At 33.8% G+C, this 23,218-nt stretch carries 19 protein-coding genes; 4 read left to right on the forward strand and 15 right to left on the reverse strand.

What is annotated here, in order from left to right; all coding sequences use genetic code 11:
* Positions 1-3: 3 nt before the first annotated feature.
* Positions 4-2,514 carry a cation-translocating P-type ATPase gene (locus BUB42_RS12465; protein ID WP_073020845.1) on the reverse strand — a complete coding sequence of 837 codons (2,511 nt, stop codon included), beginning with the start codon at positions 2,512-2,514 and terminating at the stop codon, positions 4-6.
* 157 nt (positions 2,515-2,671) lie between these two features.
* Here BUB42_RS12465 and guaB point away from each other — a divergent pair, with 157 nt between their 5' ends.
* Positions 2,672-4,144 carry an IMP dehydrogenase gene (gene guaB / locus BUB42_RS12470; protein ID WP_073020847.1) on the forward strand — a complete coding sequence of 491 codons (1,473 nt, stop codon included), beginning with the start codon at positions 2,672-2,674 and terminating at the stop codon, positions 4,142-4,144.
* 647 nt (positions 4,145-4,791) lie between these two features.
* On the opposite strand, the gene BUB42_RS12475 is transcribed toward guaB, so the two are convergent.
* From BUB42_RS12475 to BUB42_RS12505, 9 genes are all read right to left on the reverse strand, one after another.
* Entirely contained in the window at positions 4,792-5,559 is a 768-nt protein-coding gene (locus tag BUB42_RS12475; RefSeq protein WP_073020849.1) for a carboxypeptidase-like regulatory domain-containing protein, read from the reverse strand.
* An 88-nt stretch (positions 5,560-5,647) separates the two neighbouring features.
* Positions 5,648-7,582, reverse strand: a complete 1,935-nt coding sequence (locus BUB42_RS12480; RefSeq protein WP_073020851.1) for a DEAD/DEAH box helicase — start codon at positions 7,580-7,582, stop codon at positions 5,648-5,650.
* A gap of 204 nt (positions 7,583-7,786) precedes the next feature.
* Entirely contained in the window at positions 7,787-8,365 is a 579-nt protein-coding gene (locus BUB42_RS12485) for a non-canonical purine NTP diphosphatase (protein ID WP_073020853.1), read from the reverse strand.
* Between the two features lie 93 nt (positions 8,366-8,458).
* Complete coding sequence (locus BUB42_RS12490; RefSeq protein ID WP_073020855.1) at positions 8,459-9,523, reverse strand: glycosyltransferase family protein; 1,065 nt, start codon at positions 9,521-9,523, stop codon at positions 8,459-8,461.
* 284 nt (positions 9,524-9,807) lie between these two features.
* Positions 9,808-10,116 (reverse strand): HNH endonuclease, encoded by a 309-nt coding sequence (locus BUB42_RS16585; RefSeq protein WP_211517685.1) that lies wholly within the window; start codon positions 10,114-10,116, stop codon positions 9,808-9,810.
* Positions 10,117-10,121: 5 nt separating this feature from the next.
* Positions 10,122-10,574 carry a hypothetical protein gene (locus tag BUB42_RS16590; protein WP_211517686.1) on the reverse strand — a complete coding sequence of 151 codons (453 nt, stop codon included), beginning with the start codon at positions 10,572-10,574 and terminating at the stop codon, positions 10,122-10,124.
* Positions 10,561-10,776: a hypothetical protein gene (locus BUB42_RS12500; RefSeq protein WP_084118344.1), complete on the reverse strand. Its 216-nt coding sequence runs from the start codon at positions 10,774-10,776 to the stop codon at positions 10,561-10,563. The genes BUB42_RS16590 and BUB42_RS12500 overlap by 14 nt, the downstream gene beginning before the upstream one ends.
* Positions 10,777-10,978: 202 nt before the next feature.
* On the reverse strand, positions 10,979-11,155 hold the full coding sequence (locus BUB42_RS16480) for a hypothetical protein (RefSeq protein ID WP_170857233.1): 177 nt from the start codon (positions 11,153-11,155) through the stop codon (positions 10,979-10,981).
* A 137-nt stretch (positions 11,156-11,292) separates the two neighbouring features.
* The gene (locus tag BUB42_RS12505) at positions 11,293-14,718 is read right to left on the reverse strand and encodes a hypothetical protein (protein ID WP_073020857.1); all 3,426 of its coding nucleotides are present in this window, start codon (positions 14,716-14,718) and stop codon (positions 11,293-11,295) included.
* A 291-nt stretch (positions 14,719-15,009) separates the two neighbouring features.
* On the opposite strand from BUB42_RS12505, the gene BUB42_RS12510 reads away from it, so the two are divergent.
* Positions 15,010-15,240: a hypothetical protein gene (locus tag BUB42_RS12510; RefSeq protein ID WP_073020859.1), complete on the forward strand. Its 231-nt coding sequence runs from the start codon at positions 15,010-15,012 to the stop codon at positions 15,238-15,240.
* Entirely contained in the window at positions 15,222-15,539 is a 318-nt protein-coding gene (locus tag BUB42_RS12515) for a hypothetical protein (RefSeq protein WP_073020861.1), read from the forward strand. Before BUB42_RS12510 ends, BUB42_RS12515 begins: the two co-directional genes overlap by 19 nt.
* A gap of 197 nt (positions 15,540-15,736) precedes the next feature.
* Here BUB42_RS12515 and BUB42_RS12520 read toward each other — a convergent pair whose 3' ends face one another.
* Positions 15,737-16,990, reverse strand: a complete 1,254-nt coding sequence (locus tag BUB42_RS12520) for an aspartate kinase (protein WP_073021047.1) — start codon at positions 16,988-16,990, stop codon at positions 15,737-15,739.
* An 89-nt stretch (positions 16,991-17,079) separates the two neighbouring features.
* On the reverse strand, positions 17,080-17,577 hold the full coding sequence (locus BUB42_RS12525; RefSeq protein WP_073020862.1) for a GNAT family N-acetyltransferase: 498 nt from the start codon (positions 17,575-17,577) through the stop codon (positions 17,080-17,082).
* Between the two features lie 169 nt (positions 17,578-17,746).
* Here BUB42_RS12525 and fbp point away from each other — a divergent pair, with 169 nt between their 5' ends.
* Complete coding sequence (gene fbp, locus BUB42_RS12530; protein ID WP_073020864.1) at positions 17,747-18,766, forward strand: class 1 fructose-bisphosphatase; 1,020 nt, start codon at positions 17,747-17,749, stop codon at positions 18,764-18,766.
* Positions 18,767-19,009: 243 nt separating this feature from the next.
* Here fbp and acs read toward each other — a convergent pair whose 3' ends face one another.
* The 3 genes from acs to BUB42_RS12545 are packed head-to-tail and all read right to left on the reverse strand — an operon-like array spanning position 19,010 to position 23,218.
* Positions 19,010-20,917, reverse strand: a complete 1,908-nt coding sequence (gene acs / locus BUB42_RS12535; RefSeq protein ID WP_073020866.1) for an acetate--CoA ligase — start codon at positions 20,915-20,917, stop codon at positions 19,010-19,012.
* A gap of 15 nt (positions 20,918-20,932) precedes the next feature.
* On the reverse strand, positions 20,933-22,843 hold the full coding sequence (locus BUB42_RS12540; RefSeq protein WP_073020868.1) for an AMP-binding protein: 1,911 nt from the start codon (positions 22,841-22,843) through the stop codon (positions 20,933-20,935).
* A 12-nt stretch (positions 22,844-22,855) separates the two neighbouring features.
* Positions 22,856-23,218, reverse strand: a complete 363-nt coding sequence (locus BUB42_RS12545) for a response regulator transcription factor (protein ID WP_073020870.1) — start codon at positions 23,216-23,218, stop codon at positions 22,856-22,858.

The raw sequence follows: 23,218 nt of genomic DNA on the forward strand, positions 1-23,218 counted from the left end.
ATGTCATTTTAAATCGGATGTTTTTCGCCGTTTAAGTCCTTTGTAAATTTCAATCCAAAGCACCGAAACAAATCCAACTGTAATACTCAATCCTATTTGTATTCCAGAAACTTTTTCAAATTCGAAGAAGGTAGCAAATAGAGGAATAAATAATAAGGAAGTAGTCATTACAATAGTTGCGCTTATAATAATTAAAACTAGGTTATTTTTATAGCGTAAAGTCGTGAAAATAGAGTAATAAAAAGAACGATTTGTTAACGTCAAAAAAATATTTGCAGCAATTAAAGTTAAGAAAATCAAAGTTCTAGTGGTGTTTTCAGAACAATTTATATTAACGCAATATTGATAAATAAATAATAAGCCAATAGTTATCACTATTCCCTGAATGATACTGATTGTAATTTCATTGAGTTTAAAAAACGTATTGGTAAAAGGTCGAGGTTCAGTTTGCATTAAATTGCGTTCCATCGGTTCATTTTCATAAATTATAGAGCAGGTTGGGCCCATAATTATTTCTAAAAAGATTACATGAACGGGTGAAAATATATTAGGATAAATCCATCCCAATGCCAGCGGAATAAAGACAATTAAAATAATTGGAATATGAATCGAAATTATGTACTGAATTGCTTTTTTTAAATTGCTATAAATCTTCCGACCCATGGCAATAGCACCAATCATTTTTGAGAAATCATCATCTATTAGAATTAAATTAGCAGCTTGCTTTGCGATTTCGGTTCCTTTTTTTCCCATAGCAATTCCTATGTGAGCTGATTTTAATGCCGGGCCATCATTAACTCCATCACCAGTCATCGCTACAATTTGATTGTTGTCTTTTAATGCTTTTATAATTTTTAATTTTGCCTCTGGAAACATTCGCGTAAATATGGCTGTTTCCATCACTCTAGTTTTAAGAGTTGCATCGTCCATCGCCATTAATTCATCACCATTTAGTGTTTTATCTGCATTTCGAAAACCAACTTGTTTGGCAATCGTTGCTGTTGTTTCAGCATTATCTCCAGTAACAATTTTTATTTGAATTCCAGCATTATAAAAAGTTTCAAATGTTGCTTTTATATTTGCTTTTGGCGGATCATAAAACGCAACTAATCCTATAAAATCAAATTTAAAATCCTGTTGTTTTTCAGGATAATCATTGCCCTGGAAGTTAGCAACGCCAACACCCAGAACCCGATATCCTTCTAAAGCCATTTTTTTCATAGCCGTTAAAACTTCCTTTTTTTCATTTTCAGATAAATTAGAAGTTGCAATTAATGCCTCTGTTGCTCCTTTGGCAGCAATGATTCTTTTTCCAATTTTATTTTCAAAAACATGAGTCATCATTGGCGGTTTTCCATCTAATGGATACTCATGAACTAAACTGAAATTAGGTCTTTCATCAGCTATTTTTAATTTTGCGTAAGCTTCATGCAAGGCGATTTCCATTGCGTCAAAAGGAATAGGTTCGCTAGCCCACATAGCGATAGTCAATAATTCAATACTTGATTCAGAGGAAAAATCATTGGATACCGAATCATCAGCAAAAATATAGACCTGCGCAAGGCTCATTTTATTTTCAGTAATTGTACCTGTTTTATCAGTACAGATTACCGTAGCGCTTCCTAAAGTTTCTACTGTTTTAGTTTGTTTAACAATAATCCCCATTTTCATTAACCGCCAGGAACCTAGCGCCATAAAAGTGGTAAAAGCGACTGGAATTTCCTCAGGAATGATGCTCATTGCAAGTGTAAGCGCCTTTAATAGGCTATCTAAAACAGCTCCTGAATTATAATAATTGATAGCCCAAACAATTCCAAAAATTATTATACCAACAATTGACATTTTTTTTACAAAACTCCCTATTTGCACTTGCAAAGGTGTTTTTTCTACAGCAATTTCCTCTAAACTTTTACCTATTTTCCCTAATTGGGTTTTGTTTCCTATTGCTGTAACTTTACAAATTGCTAATCCACTAGTTACAATTGTGCCCATAAAAACAGTATTATTGGTCGCTGATTCATTTTTAAAAACAGCCATCGATTCTCCCGTTAAAATAGATTCATTAACTGCAAAATCATTAGATTGAACGATCATTGCATCGGCAGGGATAAAAGTGCCTTCCTCTGTTTGGATCAGATCGCCCATCACAATTTCCTCACTTGGGATTTCTACGGTTTTATTATTTCGAATTACTCTGCTTTTGGCTTGGGAAAGCTTTTTTAAAGCGTGAATAGCTGATCTACTTTTTGATTCTTGATAGAGCGAAATAGTCGATACTAAAATTATTGCGGCAGTCATAAAAATTCCGTTTCCATAATCGCCGATTATAAAATAAATACTAGCTGCGGCAATTAGTAATAAAAACATAGGTTCTATAATCATTTCTAAAACTGAATGTAAAAAGACATTCTTTTTTTGTTGAATTATAGAATTTTGACCAAATTTTGCTCGCGACTCCACTACTTCGTCGTCAGAAAGTCCTTTTAACTTGTTGGATTGGGTATCTTTAATCATAGAAATAGATTGGTATTATAGATTACAAACCAAGTGCTGCTGAGTTGCAAAGAATTGAGATTGAAGTGCAATTTAATTATTTTATTCGAACAACAAACTGTTTTTGTGCTTAAGATTGTCTATATTTGCACGCAATTAATCTCCAAGTACAATTGCAATGATCGCACACAACACTAAGATTATCGGTGAAGGATTAACTTACGATGATGTCCTATTAATTCCAAATTACTCTAATGTGCTTCCTCGCGAAGTGAGTATAAAATCAAAATTTTCACGAAATATAACGCTAAATGTTCCTATTGTATCTGCTGCTATGGATACAGTTACTGAGAGCGCAATGGCAATTGCTATGGCACAAGAAGGAGGAATAGGCGTTTTGCATAAAAACATGACTATCGAGCAACAAGCCGCTAAGGTTAGAAAAGTAAAACGTGCAGAATCAGGGATGATTATTGACCCTGTGACTTTGCCATTAACTTCGACGGTCGCTGATGCTAAGAATGCGATGAAGGAATATGGAATAGGCGGAATTCCAATTGTTGATCAAAACCAAATTCTAAAAGGAATTGTCACCAATAGAGATTTGCGTTTTGAAAAAAACAATTCCCGACCAATTATTGAGGTAATGACTAGCGAGAATTTAGTTACTGTTGCTGAAGGAACTTCTCTTGAACAAGCGGAAGTAGTTTTACAAGGTCACAAAATCGAAAAATTACCTGTTGTAAATAAGGACTATAAATTAGTTGGCTTAATCACCTTTAGAGATATTACTAAGCTTACGCAAAAACCCATCGCGAACAAAGATGTATTTGGTCGTTTGCGCGTTGCTGCCGCAATTGGTGTAACTGGTGATGCAGTGCAAAGAGCGGAGGCATTAGTAAATGCAGGTGTCGATGCAATAATTATAGATACAGCTCATGGACATACTCAAGGAGTTGTAAATGTATTGAAAGAAGTAAAAAGTAAATTTCCGCAAATAGATGTAATTGTAGGTAATATTGCTACTCCTGAAGCAGCTAAATTTTTAGTCGAAAATGGTGCTGATGGTGTAAAAGTGGGAATAGGACCTGGTTCAATTTGTACGACTCGTATTGTAGCAGGTGTTGGTTTCCCTCAGTTTTCAGCGGTGCTCGAAGTTGCCGCGGCAATAAAAGGATCTGGAGTTCCAGTCATTGCTGATGGTGGAATTCGTTACACGGGAGATATTCCCAAAGCAATTGCTGCAGGAGCTGACTGTGTGATGTTAGGTTCACTTTTAGCTGGAACCATGGAATCTCCTGGTGAAACTATTATTTTTGAAGGAAGAAAATTTAAGTCTTATCGCGGAATGGGTTCTGTTGAAGCGATGCAAGAAGGTTCGAAAGACCGTTATTTTCAAGATGTGGAAGATGATGTAAAAAAATTAGTTCCCGAAGGAATTGTAGGTCGAGTACCTTACAAAGGCGAATTGAATGAAAGTATGCAACAATTCATAGGCGGACTGCGTGCCGGAATGGGTTATTGTGGTTCAAAAGATATTCCAACTTTGCAAGAAACAGGTCGTTTTGTTCGTATTACTGCTAGTGGAATTAATGAAAGTCATCCGCATAATGTAACTATCACAAAAGAAGCTCCTAATTATTCTAGATAATTTGTAAAGTTAAATCATAAAAAAGGCTGTTGGGAGTTTGAAACTCTGAACAGCCTTTTTTTTATTTACAATCAGTCTCTTTTTGGTATGTTTTTCTTATCTCTTTTTTCTTCTTTCTTTTCCTTTGCTGTTTTTAAAGGCTCTTTTTTCGCAGTTTTCTTTGCGTCTTGACTTTTTGCCATGATTTAGATATTTAAAATTAGTGTTTAGTAATACGAGTAAATATAGGTTATTTTTTGATTTGTAAACAAAAAAGATTACAAATCACCGCGACACTTTTTTTGAGACGAATTTCACGAATTTCACGATTTTTTTTTATTATACAAATCAATTTCCCGAATTTAAATTAGATGGAAAAATGATTGTTATATTTTGCTAAAGCGTTTACTATTAAGAGTTATAATATAAATAAAGCTTATTATTCCAAATCGAAGTATTGAAATGCCATTTTAAAAATTTGGTATTTCTCTTGAATGTTATTGGAATTGGAAATTAAAATTTGTGATTTTTCGTTTAAACTACAGTAATTTGAATTAAAAAATCTAGAAATTTATTTACCGTAATTAGAATTTGGAATTTAAAAAATTGAATTTCTATTCTAAAAGCCTTGGAATTTGGAATTTAAAAGTTTGGAATTTCATTCCCCCTTATTTCTTCTTTAACACCTTATATTCTTCATAACAACCACTTATCGCATCCATTATTTGGAGGTCATTTGCGGTTTGTATAAATGATTCTGAATAATTGCACCGCTGTAAAATTTCGGCAATTTCACTTTTTTCAACACCTAGAAGAACAGAAATCATCTCTCTATCAAATTTTGATTCTAAAAGATTTCTAACAGTGTCGTCTTTCTTCATTTCCTTTAATTTTCTGAGTTCTTTGGGATTTTTTCCGAAGAAGTTGTAAAGTACATCTGCCGGATTAAAAATTGATCCTAGAACTCTACCAAAGGCATTTGGAGAATATTGACCAGCTTCGTAGCCTTGGGTTAACCCAGAAATACTATATCTAAAATTTTCTTTAACAGGAATGATTTTAGTGTCTACCTCAAGATAACCAGTTAAATTAAATGGGCGAATAACGACTTCCTCAAGAGCAATCGCTTTTTCAGTAAGCTGAATTTTTGTGGTTATATTTTTTATCCAGTCATTAGTAACTCTAACGCGTAAGGATTGAAAACCTAAGCTAGTTACATGTAAAGTATCATTTACTTGAACGTCTATTTCAAAATAGCCGTCTAAATCGGTCGTTGCTCCTCTAACTTTATTGACATTAATAATGTTTACGCCTACTAAAGGTTGCTTAGTAGTGTTACTGATGATAATAGCGTTTACTTTATGAGAGGGTTCTTTAACTTGAGAAATAGCAGTTGCTGAAAGGAATAAAAATAAGAAAACTACAAAATATTTCATATACTAATTTAAAACTTTAAAAGTAATAAATCAGGATTAAATATTTTGTAGTTTCTGAATATAATTATAAGAAGATTAACAATGAATGTTAATCTTTTCTTGGTCTTCTAGGTCTTGGTGAATCACCAAAGCTTTCAGAGCGTCTTGGTGCTCTATCAGACGAACCTTCTGTTCTAGGTCTGTCCGATGTAAAACCACCTTCTCGTCGTGGAGCAGCACTTCTTGAATCGCTTCTTCCACCAAATCCACCTTCTCTAGGAGCTGAACTTCTATCGCTTCTAAATCCGCCTGAACCTTCTTTTCTAGGTGCAAAACTACCTTCTCTTCTTGGAGCTGAACTTCTTCCGCCACTAAAACCTCCAGAGCTTCTTCCATTATGATCACGTCTTCCGCCACCATCATTTTTAGAAATTTCAACATTGATTCTACGTCCTTCTAGTTGTACGTTATTCAATACTTCCATTACCTTATCAGTATGTTCTGGATCAGTGTTAAAGAAAGAGAAACCTTCTTTTACATCTACTTTGAAAACGTCATCGCGACCTAAGTCTAATGTTTCTTTCAAATAATCTTTCAATGACATCCAGTCAAAATTATCTCTAGAACCTATGTTCACAAAATATCTTGTTGCACCACCATTGTTATTTTCTCTTGGAGCACCATCTCTATCATCACGATCGCGTCTTTCAGAAACTGAAGATTGACCAGAAATATCTCTAGTTTTCTTGTAATAATTGATGAAACGGTTGAATTCAACTGAAACCATTTTCTTGATTAGTTCCTCTTTTGATAAACCTTCAAGAACGCTATTAATTGCAGGTAAGTAGTTGTCAATTTCGTGATCAACTTCAGTATCTTTAATTTTGTTAGCTAAGTGTAATAATTGAATTTCGCAAATTTCAATTCCTGATGGAATGGTTTTCTCTTCAAATTTTTGCTTTATAATTCTTTCGATCGAAGAAATTTTACGCAATTCGCTTTTAGTAACAATTACAATCGAAGTTCCTAATTTTCCAGCACGACCAGTACGACCTGAGCGGTGATTATAAGTTTCAATTTCGTCAGGTAATTGGTAATTTACTACGTGAGTAATATTGTCAACGTCAATTCCACGTGCAGCAACATCAGTAGCTACAAGCATTTGGATTTGTCTTCCTCTAAAAGATTTCATTACACCGTCACGTTGCGCTTGAGATAAATCTCCGTGCAATGCAGCAGCGCTGTATCCATCTTCGATTAATTTTTCAGCAACAGCTTGCGTATCTCTTTTGGTACGACAAAAAACTACTGAGAAAATGTCTGGATTAGCATCAGCTAAACGTTTCAAAGCTTCGTAACGATCACGTGCATTTACTAAGTAAAATTCGTGAGAAACGGTAGCTGAACCTGAATTTTTAGCTCCAACTGTAATTTCAATTGGATCTTTCATGAATTGTTTTCCAATACGAGCTACTTCAGCAGGCATTGTTGCAGAAAATAACCATGTGCTCTTATCGTCTGGCGTTGTAGAAAGGATATTTACGATGTCCTCGTAAAAACCCATATTTAACATTTCGTCAGCTTCGTCAAGAATACAGTAATTAATTTGAGAGATATTTACTAAACCTCTATTAATCATATCTTGCATTCTTCCTGGAGTTGCTACAATAATTTGTGCACCTCTCTTTATGTCTCTCGCTTGGTCTGTAATGCTAGCTCCACCGTAAACTGCTACCACATTAATACCTTTTTCGTATTTAGAGTAGTTTTTAATTTCGTTGGTAATCTGCAAACAAAGTTCGCGTGTTGGAGATAAAATTAATGCTTGTGTGTTTCTGTTGTCGGCATCAATTTTCTGAATAACTGGAAAACCAAAAGCTGCCGTTTTCCCTGTCCCTGTCTGAGCCAACGCAACCATATCTGTATCTTTTTCCAATAATAGGGGAATCGCTTTCTCCTGTACTTCGGTCGGATTTTCAAATCCTAGATCTAAAATCGCCTTCAGTAACGATTCACTCAATCCTAATTGTTCAAATTTATTCATATGTATTTTTAAAATAGGGTGCAAAATTACTTTTAATAATTCATATAAACTAATGCTATTTTAAGAATTAATGATTTATTGTCTTTTGATTATCAGAAAGTTATGTTTTTAATTAATAATTTACAATTATCGTGAAATTTATTTACGCTCAATGATAAGCATTCTTTGTTGTAAATGGTTAAAAAGTTATACAATTATAAGTGATCATTCCATTTCTGTCAGATAATGAAGCAGGTCTTTTGTTGCTTTACCTCTGTGGCTTATGTCATTTTTTATTTCCAAAGACAATTCTGCAAAAGTTTCTTGATATCCCAAAGGCATAAAAATAGGATCATAGCCAAAACCTCCACTTCCTGATTTTTCTACTGTAATTTCGCCTTCAGCAATTCCTGTAAATAATTTTTGTGAACCGTTTCTATTCAACGCAATAACAGTTTTAAATTGTGCTTTTCTATTGCTTTTATCGGAAAGGGCAGTCAGTAATTTATTCATATTGTCATCGGCGCTGCGTTGCTCACCTGCATATCTGGCTGAGAAAACGCCCGGTTCGCCGTTCAAAGCAGCAACTTCTAAACCCGTATCATCAGCAAAACAATCATAACCGTATTTAGTGGTAACGTAATTTGCTTTCAAAATGGCGTTGCCTTCAATAGTATCTGCGGTTTCGGGAATTTCTTCATAACAACCTATTTCCTCTAAACTGAGAATTTTGATCGTATCAGGAAGCATACTTTGTATTTCGAATATTTTATTTTTGTTGCTGGAAGCGAAAACAATTTGCATTTTATAGGATTTAAAAATAAGAGTTCAAAGATATAGTTTTTGGGTTCAAGAACAGACGAATATTCAACCTTACAAAGCCAAAAAAATAGCTTTTTACTCGAAAACCTGAAACAATTTTATCCAGTTAATTTCAGAATCTAATTTTGGTAAACCTTTATAATTATTTATCTCTTGAAGAAGTTCTATTTTAAAATCATCTTGTTGAGCAAAAGGAACTAAATTTTCTTGTTGCAATTTTTTAGCGAGGTATTCTTGTTCAAATTGTCCCGGCGTAGGAATAAAAAAAGCTTTTTTTTGCAACTGTGTGAGATCCATAATTGTTGTATAACCTGAGCGACAAAGAATGTGTTCACTTGAATTGAAAGTGTCTTCTAGTTCTTTAGAAGTCATAAAATTGTAATAGGTTACATTTCCTAGTTGTTCTTTTATTTGGTTTTCTTCGACTACACCTTTTATAAAAACAGTTTTTCCACCATATTTCAAAACTTCTTTTTTTAGTTTTGCTTCTAAAATGCCGCGCTGTGGTTCTGGTCCAGAGAGCATAATCATTAAGTCATACTTTACTTGTAAATCCTTTTTGTGCAACCGACTCAAAGACCCAATATATTTGATATTTAAGCAAGTTTTGACCAGATGTCCAAGAGCTCCGCTTAGATTTGGATTATTCTCAACATCTGGAATCCAACATTCAGTGTATTTTTTTATAAATTGTTGGTGTATTTTACTGGTAATCCAAGTTGTATTTCCTGACATCACTTTCAATTGATGTGTAATATAGATTGACGGAACTTTGGTACTGAAAACACCTAATCTATTGTCTGAAATAATTCCGCTTATTTGATATTTCGTAATCCACTTTGCAATTATTTTTTTCTCTTCTTGAACCGCGCGGATAGTTTTTAAACTATTTTTAAATAATTTCCATTTTAGATTTTTACCATTTTTAGGATATTCAATTTGGTAGGAGGGAAGTTCAAGAGACAGTAACTTAGGAAATTCTTTTTTCAATAAATGTAAAGCACTTCCATCTGATGCAATAATTGGAGTAAAATTATTTTTTAATAAAGCATTAATAATCGGAATACAGCGTGTTGCATGACCCAAACCCCAATTTAACGGAGCAACTAAAATCGTTTTTTTATCGGAACTGATAGTCATGTTTTATTTATAGGTGATATTATTTCTTTTAAACTCCATTTCTTGTTTTGCATATCTCAAATGTATTATTTGAAATTTAGAATATCACTCCAAACTTATAAGGGGCTAAACTAATCCATTTCCTTTGCTTTCGTATCGAGCTTTGTGATTAATTAAAGTCTGAACATATTGAGTTGAAAGGAATTATTTTGGGCGTGCCCCTAACGGGTCGGGCTATCCGCTACAAGTCCTCGCTCGTTCCTCGCTGCGGGCTTTTCGCTACTATCCCTCACGTAAACGATCTATTACTTATGAAAGATATTGTTATAATGAAAATCTAAAAAATCTTTGGAGGGCAAAAACTTATCAGGTAAAATGATAGATTGGTTTTCGTGTTTTATAAAGAAATCTAAAACGGCATTTTCTTTTGAATAATCTTTAAAATAATCAGATGTTTTAATTTTAAAATTAGGAGTTATAGTAATAAACCCTCTATCAAAAGCTTTATCGTGAATAGAATTTAAACATAATCCATTATGCGGATTTAATCGATTTTTTTCATCCTTTTTCCAAGGGACAATATGACTTGCTACTAAAAAGTCAGGAATTGACAATCCAGTTATACAACATTTTGATTGTAAGAAGAGAGAATTGTACTTCTGAAAAATGATTGATTTACCCTGATTTTTATTAAAGCTTCTCTTTCTTTTCCTTGTGGTAAATTATCTAAATCAAATTCAACAGTTTCTTCAATAGTTTTATTTTGAAATTGGGCAATAAGTAATTCGCTTTCAAATCCCAATTTCTCCCAATTTCCATTAAATTCATTCCAAATTATTTCATCAAGTTTACTTCCATTTCCTAACCCAACTATTCCTTGCTTTTTTAATTCAGGGTCTAATCTTCCAAAATTTCCAACTTTCATATTTAAAGCGGAGGGGCTTCTACCAATCATGTTGGCATATTTTATAATTGTTGGGTTGGTTTTGCTGCTGCTTTTGAATGGAACTTTACAATAAACATTGAAAGCAACAATCGTTTCGTTTCTCGTCCAATTATTAATTTTCGCCATTGTTTATTTCTATTACTTCAAGATTATCAACACAATAATCTCCTAAAACTTCATTTAATAATTCTTTAGTCAAATCAGAACTTCCAACAAGAATTGTTCTGAAAATTTCAACTCTGTCATCAACTGTTAATTCATTTAACTTTTCATCATCACGGAAGAATTTCATAAAATCTTCTCTTGAAATTTGTAGATAATTTTCCATTTATTCGACTTTTTGCGTTAGGGATTGCAGAGGAAATCCTTTTTGAGAGGAACGAACAAAAAGATTGGAACGGAAAGCCCGACCCTTTTGGGGAACGCCCAAATCATTTCTAAATATAACAATATAAATTCGTTCTCTATTTTAAGCACCTCCAAAATCTTCTGCATTAATAGTTTGAGGTTCAGGAGCAAAATATCCTAAATCAATTCTCAAAATATTTAAAATCATTGCTAAAGTTTTTCCTCAGTGAAACTACGTTTTTGCTATTGTGCAAGAAATGAGTAATAACCGCTTCTTTGTTGTTTTTTGGTTCAACAAGTTTGTCTTTATATTCTTTTTCAAATACTTTTTCAAGCGATATTTTTTCTTTCAGTTTCATTATTCTTTGTCAATCAATTTTAAGTTGCTAAAGTACTAAATTTATCAGAGATGGCTTTGATTTGTAAACGGTTTTGTCTTTCGCTCAATGTTTGCAGGCAGTTCGGTAAGGTAAGGCATAACTACGCTTTAACACTATCAAAAATAAGCTCGTAGTTGTACGTTACCAGTGTGAATTGCTTGACTGGTTTCACTCTTTCGGCCTTGATAATTAAAATTAATATCTAAAAACTGGGTGATATTTTTTTGTAAAAGCAGTTTCCAAGTTAAGTTTTGTCCCGTTTGCAATCCTTCAAGCATTTGGAAACCCACGGCTGAAAATTCATTTCCGTCAAATTTATTTTGGACAAATGAAACTTCGCTGTTTATTGTGAATTTTTTATCGCTTGCATAAGAAAACGCAGATCCAAAACGACTCTGAATTAAGTTTTCCATAACGCCAATTTGGTTATTTTTATACTGATATTCGTAAAATAGATCCCAACTACTATTCTTGGAAAATAGGTAACTAATTTTGGGCGCCACTTGGTACCCATTAATATCAAAATTTTTCTCTGGAAAATTCTCCGATTGAATTGTAGTCAAAATAGTTTTCGTGAAAAATCCTAGAAGCCAATTTTTTTTATACAAATGCGCGTATTGTAACTGATGGGAATTATTAGTAGCCTCCTGTGAGCCCACGGATAACAAATTTTTTGTCTTGTTATCTAAATAGGTGTAAGTGAGAGAATGATCTTGTTTACCTCGATTGTAAAACAAACTGTTTCTTAAACTTGAATTGAGCCCTAAAACACTATTATCCGCAGTGCTAAAAGGATTTAGTTCAAAATTTGTTCCGTCGCTTTGATTTTTTCTGTCAATTATAAATGCTGTTTGATTGTAAAAATACGATAGTAATTTTTTTACGCCTTTTGCATTTTGCCATTGATTTGGGTTTAAAGTAAAAGATTGCGAGAATTTATTTTGATGTGTTTTTATAAAAATTCTATTGGGTAGAAAAACCCGAATAAACTTGGCCTGATCTAAAAAAGGGGCTATTTCAAATTCCTGCAGTTCCTGAACTCCATTGCTGTTATAATCATTCCACGTGTAAACGCCTTGTCCTGCAGCAACCTCCAAATACGTAAATTCTTGCTGCGGAATACTACCGGAATTTGTTTCATAAACGGTTGTACTTTGAATTAATTGACCTAAAAAACGGTCAGTGTAAACTATTCGAGAATTTAAAGTAGATTCTTTTTTCACATTGGATTCCTCAAAGTTTAATACTCTGTAATTAGCGTAAATGGCCAAATCACTTTTAGTATTTTGAATCAATTTTGACCGAAGTTGAAAGGAATGAGACGCATTGACCCGTTGCACAATACCGCTTTGCAAACTGTCATTACTTCGTTTTAAATATCCTAATTCAACATATACTTTAGTACTATCACCGCGTCCGGTAAAAATTCCGTATTCTGTAAATTTTTGGCTTAAAGCCGAAAACTGATTCGTCACTTTATTTTTTTCTTTATTATCTTCTAATTGTAAAGTGGAGCCAATCCAGTTTTTGCCGAAATGAAATCGGATTTGAGATTGGTTTCGCAAAAATTGCGAGGAGAAATCAGTGCTTTCACTTTTTAAGAAACTGCCTTGATTGATAAAAGTCCATTTTTTTAGTTTAAACAATCCATTTATAATTTGTCTATTTCCCGAAAAACTATCGGAGAAATCTAGTTTTTCAAATTGATATAGTAATTTGCCGTGGTTGGTACTATTAGCTTTTGGATTTAAATCCAATTGCAAGCCAGAAATAAGCAAACTTTGATTTCCAATTCCCGCTGATCCTAAATTCCAATCTCTATCAAACTCGATGGTGTATAAACGTTCAATTGGTCTAAAATCCTTTTGGATAAATTGGTAATTAGCAAATGCATCTAAATTCCATTTCTTAGATAAGAGGCGTTGTTTTGCGTTTATTTTAGAAGCTAAACCTTTATTATTTGCGTCATCTATAGCTGAGAATAAATTCCTATCATTATTACTTACTCCTATTTCAAAATCTACAGCAGTTTTTTCGGTAGGCTTGTATTTTCCCAAAAATGTAGCGACTTGAATTTTCGTGGGTGCAACAAGCGGAATAATTGGGTCGTAATTTCCTTGAGGAATTCCATTTATTGGTTCAACGTATTGAAAAACCCTTGCGATCGTTGCTGCGTTTATTACAATATAATTCCCATTATTGGCGCCCACTAAACTGAATCTGACATTAAATAATTCAGCTTGCGGATCATTAGAATATTGAAAAATTTCAACGGCGTTTACAACCGTTTTTTGATAGAGCACTTTGTTTTCAGAAAAAAAATCAGCAAAAGCCGATGGCGCAACCATCAAATTAATGTTGTCTCCAGATTGCACTAAAATTTGAGCTTGTTCTGGAGAAAGGTTTTGCTGTAAAGGTTGGTTTTTTTGATCATTTTCTGAATATAAATAACCGCCAAAACTCCATGATTTATTTTCATGAGTAGCGCCAGCGTAAGTGACAAAACGAGTGTAGTTTCTATCAGAATATTGATATTCAATTGCAATACGCATTTCAGAATTGATCGTAAACAATGGCGTAAAAACAATTTCGCCTGCGTTATAGTCTATAGTGTAATCGTTATTTTCTCCTCTTTTTAGTAATAACCCGTTAACATAAACGCGCTCTGATCCTGAAATGACTAAAACATATAACTCGCCATTTTGACCTTTTAGTTTATAGGGACCTTGATTTCCTTCTTGTCCTATGATAGTGCTTTTAGCATATTGTCCGCGAACTATTGACGCTGATGCAAAGACATTGGTTTTATTAGTTTCAGAACCAAAGTTAAAACTAGTGGATAGTCCTTGTACTTTTTTGTTGAAATTTAAGAACTGCGAATTTCTATTTTCCAAGAAAACATCTCCCGCGCGAATATTCCATTTGTCGCTAAATATTTCCATAAAAACATTGTCAAATTGATCCAGTTTTTGAGAATATCCGCCATCTTGAAGTGGAATATTACTGTCTTGAATAGAGGCTCTCAAACTTACTTTTTCAGAAATTTTTCCTGTAATTTGTAAATCTAAATTAGAATTGAGCACCGCATTTTGATTATTGCCTATTGTAATGCCACGTGTAATACTTCCTGAAGAGTTTAATCCGTCAAACGGTACGTTTGTTTTCGATTTTCGATTTTCAATTGCATATAAATCCCCTAGTTCTGATTGATTTTCAACTACGCGGCTAGCATCATAAATTCGGTATTCTTTAGTCAGCAGCTCAGGGAATTGTAGATATTGAACAGTAATTGAATCTGAACTTGTAACATCTGTAAGAAGTAAAGTCGCTTTTTTAAAATTAATTTTAAATTTCGAGTTGTCTATTTGTTGGCCATTGGCGTCAAGCAACTTGAAAAAACTAGAATTGATACTTGTTTTTTCAATATAAATAGTATCACTAGAGGGAAGAATCTTTTTTGATTTGTACAACAAATTAATTTCCTGTGCCTGCAGCCCAGAAAAACAAATTATGGTAATGTAAAAAAGTAATTTTTTAAACATAAAGAGAATAACTCAAAAGTATCAAAAGTAGTATTTATAATTGGTAATTTGATTTTTGTATTGTCAGGTAAAAGATTGTTCAAGATTAAAATAGGGGAAAAGTTTAACGGATCCAATCATAAAATGGCACAGAGATACCAAAGATGAAACGGATCAAAAACTGATTTAATTAAATTTGATTCCTGCCAATCTGCTTAAATTCGTTTAATCAGTGTGCCAATTATTTTAATGCGGCAAGAAACGGATAGCCAATAAAAATAAAATAGTAACTTTGTGGAAAACAATAGTGTTATGACAACAATTGCATTAAAAAAATATTTGATTTCAAAAATCAATTTGTTAGAAGATAATTCGGTTTTGAGCGAAATAAAAGAAATAGTTGATAAAAATGAGATTGTTTATCAACTTTCAGATTATCATTTAAAAAGAATTGAAGAATCTAGGAAACAAATTGAGGAAGGCGATTTTTTGACTCAAGAAGAGATGGATATAAAAGTAGCGGAATGGCTAAACGAAAAGTAATTTGGTCAACACATTCTTCGATGGATATGGTGGAAATTATGAACTACTACACCCACAGAAATAAAAGTAAAGACTACAGTCAAAAGCTATATAACAGTATTCAATTCAAATTGAAAACACTCGATTTTTCTGTTGCTTTACCTCAGAAAACTTCGGATAACAAATTATTTTATTTCACTATTAAACATATATTTATCGGTTTTGATTGTAATAATAATAATAATTTAAATGTTCTTCTTGTAATTGATGACAGAAGAAATCCCGAATTGATCAAAAAGATGCTCAATACAACTGCATGACATCCACAAACGACATTTTATTTTCTAGATAAAATTTTACAGTAAGTAGCATCGATAAAAATTACATGATTCAAAAGATTGTTGTGTTACTTATTGATCTCCATATCAAGTCATAACAATGCAAATTGCACTGTAATGTCCGTTGCTCAAAGCAATGAAAAAAAAATAGAAACCGTTTTGATTTCTATTTTTTAAATTTATTCTTTCGTAATTACTTGCATCGTTTCTCGGCTTAATTGTTTCAATAAAACAATTTTATTGTGCTCGACAGTTTTGGCTGCATTTTCATCAAAATGCCTGATGGTGTATAACGTTACATTTTCATTGTATTCAACTTTGAATTTTTTAGATAAAAGTGTATTTAACTCTTTAAAATTGCCGAATTTATCCTCCACACAAACAGAGAAACTAATAGCTGAATTTTGAATCAAGTTTACTTTTAGTTTGAATTGGTGAAACAAAGCAAAAATTTCACTGATGTTTTCTTCCATTATAAACGAAAAATCTATTGAAGAAAGCGAAATTAAAAGTTGGTTTCTTTTGACAATAAAACAGGGTAAATAAGGCTCTAAATCGGCTCCTCTTGACACACTAGTTCCTTTAAGTAAAGGGTTTATAAACGATTTTACGTACAGTGGAATTTCTTTTTTTTGTAATGGTTGCAAGGTTTTTGGGTGAATTACTGTTGCGCCATAAAAGGCAAGTTCAATTGCTTCACGATACGAAATTTGATTAAGTAACCTTGCTTTTTCAAAATATCGCGGGTCAGCATTCATGACGCCTGGAACATCTTTCCAGATGGTGACACTTTCAGCATTTAAGCAATATGCGAAGATTGCAGCAGTATAATCAGAGCCTTCACGACCTAAAGTGGTCGTAAAATTATTTTCATCAGAGCCCAAGAAACCTTGAGTGATATTTAAAGTTTTTCTTTTTACATTTTTTGAAATGTTTTTTTGCGTCAATTCCCAATTCACTTCTGCGTCTCTGTAATTTGCATCTGTTTTTATAAAATTACGCACATCAAGCCACTGTGTTTTTATACCCATGAAATTCATGAAGTGACTCAGTATTGTGGTTGAAATTAATTCACCAAAACTGACAATTTGATCGTAAACAAAATTATAGTTCGGAGATTTATTATGTGCCAAAAAATATTCTAAATCGGCAAACAGCAAATTAACAGCCACAAAAACTTGATTTTTTTCATCCTCAAACAAATCCATTATTATTTGGTTGTGGTATTTTTTCACTTCTTGTACAGATGAATTAAGTTCAGGAGATTTATCAAAATAATTTTTAATAACTAATTCGAGTGCATTTGTTGTTTTGCCCATTGCAGAAACTACTAACAACACATCTTCATAACCTACTTTTTGTAAAACGTCGTACACGTTTTTAATTCCTGCAGCATCTTTGACTGACGCGCCACCAAATTTAAATACTCTCATAATTATGTAAATTCCAATAATGTAAATTCCAAATTTTAAATTCCAAATTCCAACTGTCATTGGAATTTGGAACTTATTTTTTTTGGAATTTAAATTTTTAGTTTATTTTCAACAAAATTGTTTATTCCTTGCTCATCCATTTGAACTACCATCCAATCATCAAGAATTTTAGCGCCTGATTTTTTGTAAAATTCGATTGCAGGAGTATTCCAGTTTAGGACGTTCCATTCTACTCGTCGGACTTGATCTTTTTTTCCTTGCTTAATAATTTCAGAATATAAGGCGTAACCTAAACCTGTCCCGCGCATACTTTCTTTTACCACTAAATCTTCTAGGTGAATTGTTTTTCCTTTCCAAGTTGAGAAACGATAATAGTATAAAGCGATTCCGACAATTTCTTTTTCGCTAGAATCACTGTCAATTTCTGCAACTAAAACGTGGAATAGAGGATTGGTGCTAAAACCATCACGAACTAAATCAGCTTCAGTGACAAGAACGGCATCAGGCTCTTTTTCAAATTCGGCTAATTCTTGGATAAGTCCTAAAACAGCTTTCATATCTTCTGGTTTTCCTTTTCTGATATTCATAAATTCGTATTGTATTGATTATAATTGATGAATTAGACACTTTTGACCTAAAAAATCAGCAAATTGTAAAGCAAATATACAATATGGATAAACTAAGTAAATATTATTCATTTCATTTTCACAAAAAAACCGATATTTGTGACTTCAACTCAACTACATCGATTTCTTTATGGAAGAACGCAACAAAACATTAGGTGAATTTATCATTGAAAATCAGAATGCTTTTCAATATTCGTCAGGCGAATTATCCCGAATTATAAATTCCATTAGACTTGCTGCCAAGGTGGTTAATTATAAAGTTAACAAAGCTGGTTTAGTTGATATTATAGGAGCTGCTGGGGAACGAAACATACAAGGCGAAGACCAGCAAAAACTTGATGTCTATGCGAATGAAGTTTTTATCCAAACATTGATTAATAGAGAAATTGTATGTGGTATTGCTTCGGAGGAAAATGATGATTTTATTACCGTGGAAGGAAGCGATAAAAGTCACAATAATAAATACGTAGTGCTGATGGATCCACTGGATGGCTCATCAAATATTGATGTGAACGTTTCTGTCGGAACTATTTTTTCAGTATACAGAAGAATAACTCCCATAGGAACTCCAGTTACCATTGAAGATTTTTTACAGCCTGGAATCAACCAAGTGGCTGCAGGTTATGTGATTTATGGAACTTCAACTATGATTGTGTACACAACAGGACATGGAGTGAATGGATTTACTTTGAACCCTGCAATTGGTACATTTTATTTATCGCATCCAAATATGCAATTTTCTAAGGATGGTCCTATTTATTCAATTAATGAAGGGAATTATGTTCATTTTCCACAAGGTGTTAAGAATTATATTAAATATTGTCAAACGGAAGAAGAGGATAGGCCGTACACTTCTCGTTATATAGGAAGTTTAGTTTCTGATATTCACAGAAACATGATAAAAGGCGGAATTTATATTTATCCTACGAGCTCTAAAGCGCCAAAAGGCAAATTACGCTTACTTTATGAATGTAATCCAATGGCTTTTATTGTAGAGCAAGCAGGTGGAAAAGCTTCGGATGGTTTTGGAAGAATAATGGAAATCATTCCTACTGAATTGCATCAGCGTGTTCCTTTTTTCTGCGGAAGTTATAATATGGTTGAAAAAGCCGAAGAGTTTATGCTTAAAGCTGAGTTGTCTAAGTATTAGATAGAATATAGTTATAATAATTGCGTAGTTTTTACTTCATTTGCCTTGAAGGTATTAAGACTTAAATTTTAGAAGTAATCCACTGGCTTAGCATCTTCATCAAAAGCAGGAATACATTCGAATAAGATCAAGGGCAAAATATAGCTTTAGTAACTTAAATGGATTTTGGCGAAAGCAAAAATATTTATAAAAAAAAACTGCTTCAAATTTGAAGCAGTTTTTAACAACAATTAAAACCAACATTTAAATTTTTCCTTCTTTGATTTCATCTACAATTTCAGGATTTAATAAGGTTGAGGTATCTCCAAAATTAGAATAATCTCCCTCGGCAATTTTGCGTAAAATTCTACGCATGATTTTTCCAGACCTTGTTTTTGGCAAACCAGATACAAATTGAATTTTGTCTAGTTTAGCAATTGGTCCTATATGATTAGAGATTTGTTGATTGATTTCCTTGGTCAAATTTTCTCTGTCTCGATATTCTCCTGTTTCTTTTAAAATTACAAATCCGTAAAGAGCATTTCCTTTTACATCATGCGGAAATCCTACAATTGCTGATTCTGCTACTGCAGGATGTTCATTTATAGCATCCTCAATAGGAGCTGTGCCAAGATTATGTCCCGATACAATCACCACATCATCAACTCGGCCAGTAATTCTATAATAACCTACTTCATCGCGCAAAGCGCCATCGCCAGTGAAGTATTTGCCTGGAAAGGCAGAGAAATAAGTTTCCTTATACCGTTGATGATCTCCCCAAATCGTTCTTGCGATTCCGGGCCATGGAAATTTAATACATAAACTTCCAGTAACTTGGTTGCCCTCTATTTCATTTCGTTTCTCATCCATTAATACGGGTTGAATTCCAGGCAGCGGTAATGAAGCATAAGTGGGTTTTGTAGGTGTTACAAAAGCCAAAGCGGAAATTAAAATCCCTCCAGTTTCGGTTTGCCACCAAGTATCAACCACCGGACAACGTTTACCACCTACATGATCATTGTACCAGTGCCACGCTTCCTCATTTATGGGTTCTCCAACAGAGCCTATTACTTTTAATGAGGATAATGGATATTTTTGAACATACGCTACATTTTCTTTAGCCAAAGCGCGGATAGCTGTTGGTGCGGTATAAAACTGTGTGACTTTATGTTTTTCGATTGTTTGCCAAAAGCGACTATAATCAGGATAGGACGGAACTCCTTCAAAGATTACAGTTGTAGCACCATTCAATAACGGGCCGTATAAAATATAAGAATGTCCTGTGATCCAACCAATATCTGCGGTACACCAAAAGATATCGTTCTCTTCATAATTAAAAACATTCTTGAAAGTATAGGCCGTATAAACCATATATCCTGCTGTTGTATGTACCATGCCTTTTGGTTTTCCAGTAGATCCGGAAGTGTAAAGGATAAATAAAGGATCTTCGGCATCCATTATTTCAGCAACATTATTGTCTGATGCTTCATCTAAAAGCGGCTGCAACCATTGGTCACGGCCTTCTTTCATATTTACATTTGTATTAGTTCTTTTAACAACTAGAACTTTTTCTACACAAGGACTTTTTAATAATGCCTCATCTACAATGCTTTTCAAATCGATTGTTTTGTTGCCTCTGTAGCCACCGTCTGATGTAATTACCATTTTACATTCACTGTCGTTAATTCTTGCCGTTACTGCAGAAGCAGAAAATCCCGCAAAAACTACCGAATGTATGGCTCCAATGCGAGCGCAAGCCAAAGTAGTGATCGCTAGTTCAGGAATCATAGGCAAATAAATACAAACACGATCTCCTTTTTTTATGCCTTGTTCTATTAAAACATTAGCCATTTTACTAACTTTTTGATGCAATTCGATGTATGTAATGTGAATTGCTTCTTCGTTGGGATCATTTGGTTCAAAGATTATTGCAGTTTTATCTCCTTTTTTGGCTAAATGCCTGTCGATGCAATTTTTTGTGATATTGACTTTAGCTTCGGTAAACCATTTAATATTGGCATCTGCCATATTAAAATCTAAAACTTTGTCCCATTGCTGGTACCAAGTGAAATTTTCGGCTGCAATTTTGTCCCAAAACTTTTTCGGTTCACGGATTGATTTTTTATATTCTTTAAAGTATTCTTCTAAATTATTAATTTTATACCGACTCATGTTTTCTATATGATTTTAATTATTGTTCTTTTTATTGTAAATTCCTATGCTGTATTTTTGTAACACAGCATCGATTTCACCCACAATGCTCTCGTCGTCAATTGTTGACGGAATTTGGAATTTTTCTCCGTCAGCAATACTTCGCATAAGTTTTCTCAAGATTTTTCCAGAGCGCGTTTTTGGTAATCGTTCTACAATTACTACATTTTGCAATGAAGCCACTGCACCTATTTGCTGTCTCACTAGTTTTATGATTTCTTGTTCCAGTTGGTAATGCTCCATTTCGGCATTTAATTTGGTTACAACCAAAGCCAGAGGAATTTGGCCCTTCAAAGCATCATTGATTCCAATCACCGCGCATTCTGCAACTACTGGGTGAGAAGAAACAATCTCTTCCATTTCAGCTGTTGATAAACGATGTCCTGCCACATTAATAACGTCATCTACTCTTCCGGTGATGAAAATATAGTTGTCGTCATCCTTAAAACCGCCATCTCCAGAGAAATAATAACCTGGGAATTTATCTAGGTAACCCGCTTTAAATCGCGGATTGTCTTCCCATAAATCCAGTAAAGCGCCAGGAGGCAGAGGTAGTTTCACCACTACGTAACCTTCTTCATTAGGTGGCAATTCTGTTCCGTTTTCACTAAAAATTCTAATATCATAGCCACAAACTGCTTTTCCCACTGAACCGGGTTTAATAGGCAATTGTTCAATGCCCATCATATTGGCAATCATGGGCCAGCCTGATTCTGTTTGCCACCAATGATCGATTGCAGGAACGGGAATGTGTTTTTGATACCATTCTAACGTTGCAATATCGCATCGTTCCCCTGCTAAGAATTGTGTTTTCAATGAACTCAAATCATATTGTTTTATAAATTCGCCTTCAGGATCTTCTTTTTTAATAGCTCTGATAGCAGTAGGAGCTGTGAACATTGCATTTACTTTGTGCTCCGCGATTATTCTCCAAAATGTACTAGCATCGGGTGTTTTTATTGGTTTTCCTTCAAAAATTAAAGTTGTATTTCTATTAATTAGTGGTCCATAAACAATGAAACTGTGACCTACAACCCAACCCACATCCGAAGCAGCCCAAAAAACATCGTCTGGTTGCACATTATATATGTGTGTCATTGAAAATTTTAATGCAACAGCACAACCACCACTGTCTCTTACCACGCCTTTTGGTTTTCCAGTTGTTCCTGAGGTGTACAATATATACAACGGATGTGTTGTGTTTACAGGAACACAAGCTGTTTCTTCGGATCCGTAAACTAGTGCGTCATAATCAACATCATATTTTTTAAAGGGAACTCTTGCACCTAATTTTCTGTTAAAAACAATAACTTTTTTTGGAGTATGTGAGGCAAGCGCAATAGCTTCATCCACTAATGGTTTGTAGGCAAGCAATCGATCAACCTCAATTCCTGACGAAGCTGTGATTATCAAGCGGGGTTTGCAATCGTCAATTCTAATGGCTAATTCATGAGGCGCAAAACCCCCAAAAACTACTGAGTGCGTTACGCCAATTCGGGCACAAGCGAGCATTGCAAATGCCGCCTGCGGAATCATAGGCATATAAATAACAGCGGTGTGGCCTTTTTTTAAACCAAGCGAAAGCATGCCTCCAGCTAGTTTTGCAACTTCCGTTTTAACCTCCGAATAAGTGTATTTTTTGACGGTTTGCGTAACTGGCGAGTCGTAAATTATCGCAGTTTGATCTCCGTAACCGTCTTGTATGTGCTTGTCAAGGGCTAAATAACAAACATTTAGCTCTCCGTCTTTATACCACAGCGGATAACCATTTTCATCTTTTGATAAAATGACGTCGGGCTTGTTGTACCACTCAATTGCATCAGCCTGTTTTTTCCAAAATTTTTCGGACTGCTCGATACTTTCTGCATAAATCTCGTTATATGTCATTGTATTAATTTTTTATTGCAATAATTCATGAACCTGCTCGACTAATTTTTTAATAGAGAAAGGCTTGGTCACATATAAATTAGCTCCTAACGAAAGCCCTTTTTCAATATCTTTCTCTTTGTTTTTTGCCGATAGGAAAATCACTTTGCAGTGCTTAAGTCGTTCCTCTTTTTTGATTTGTTCTAATGTTGCGTAACCATCCACCATCGGCATCATCACATCTAGAATAATGATATCTGGAAGTTGGTTTTGTAAAATATCCAATGCTTCCTGCCCATCGCGTGCTATAAAAACCTCAAAATTGTTTTTCTTGAATGTGTATTCAAGCGACATTACAATGTTAGGTTCGTCATCTACAATTAAAATTTTTTTCAT

The organism is Flavobacterium micromati (genome assembly GCF_900129585.1).
Classification (GTDB): Bacteria; Bacteroidota; Bacteroidia; order Flavobacteriales; family Flavobacteriaceae; genus Flavobacterium; species Flavobacterium micromati.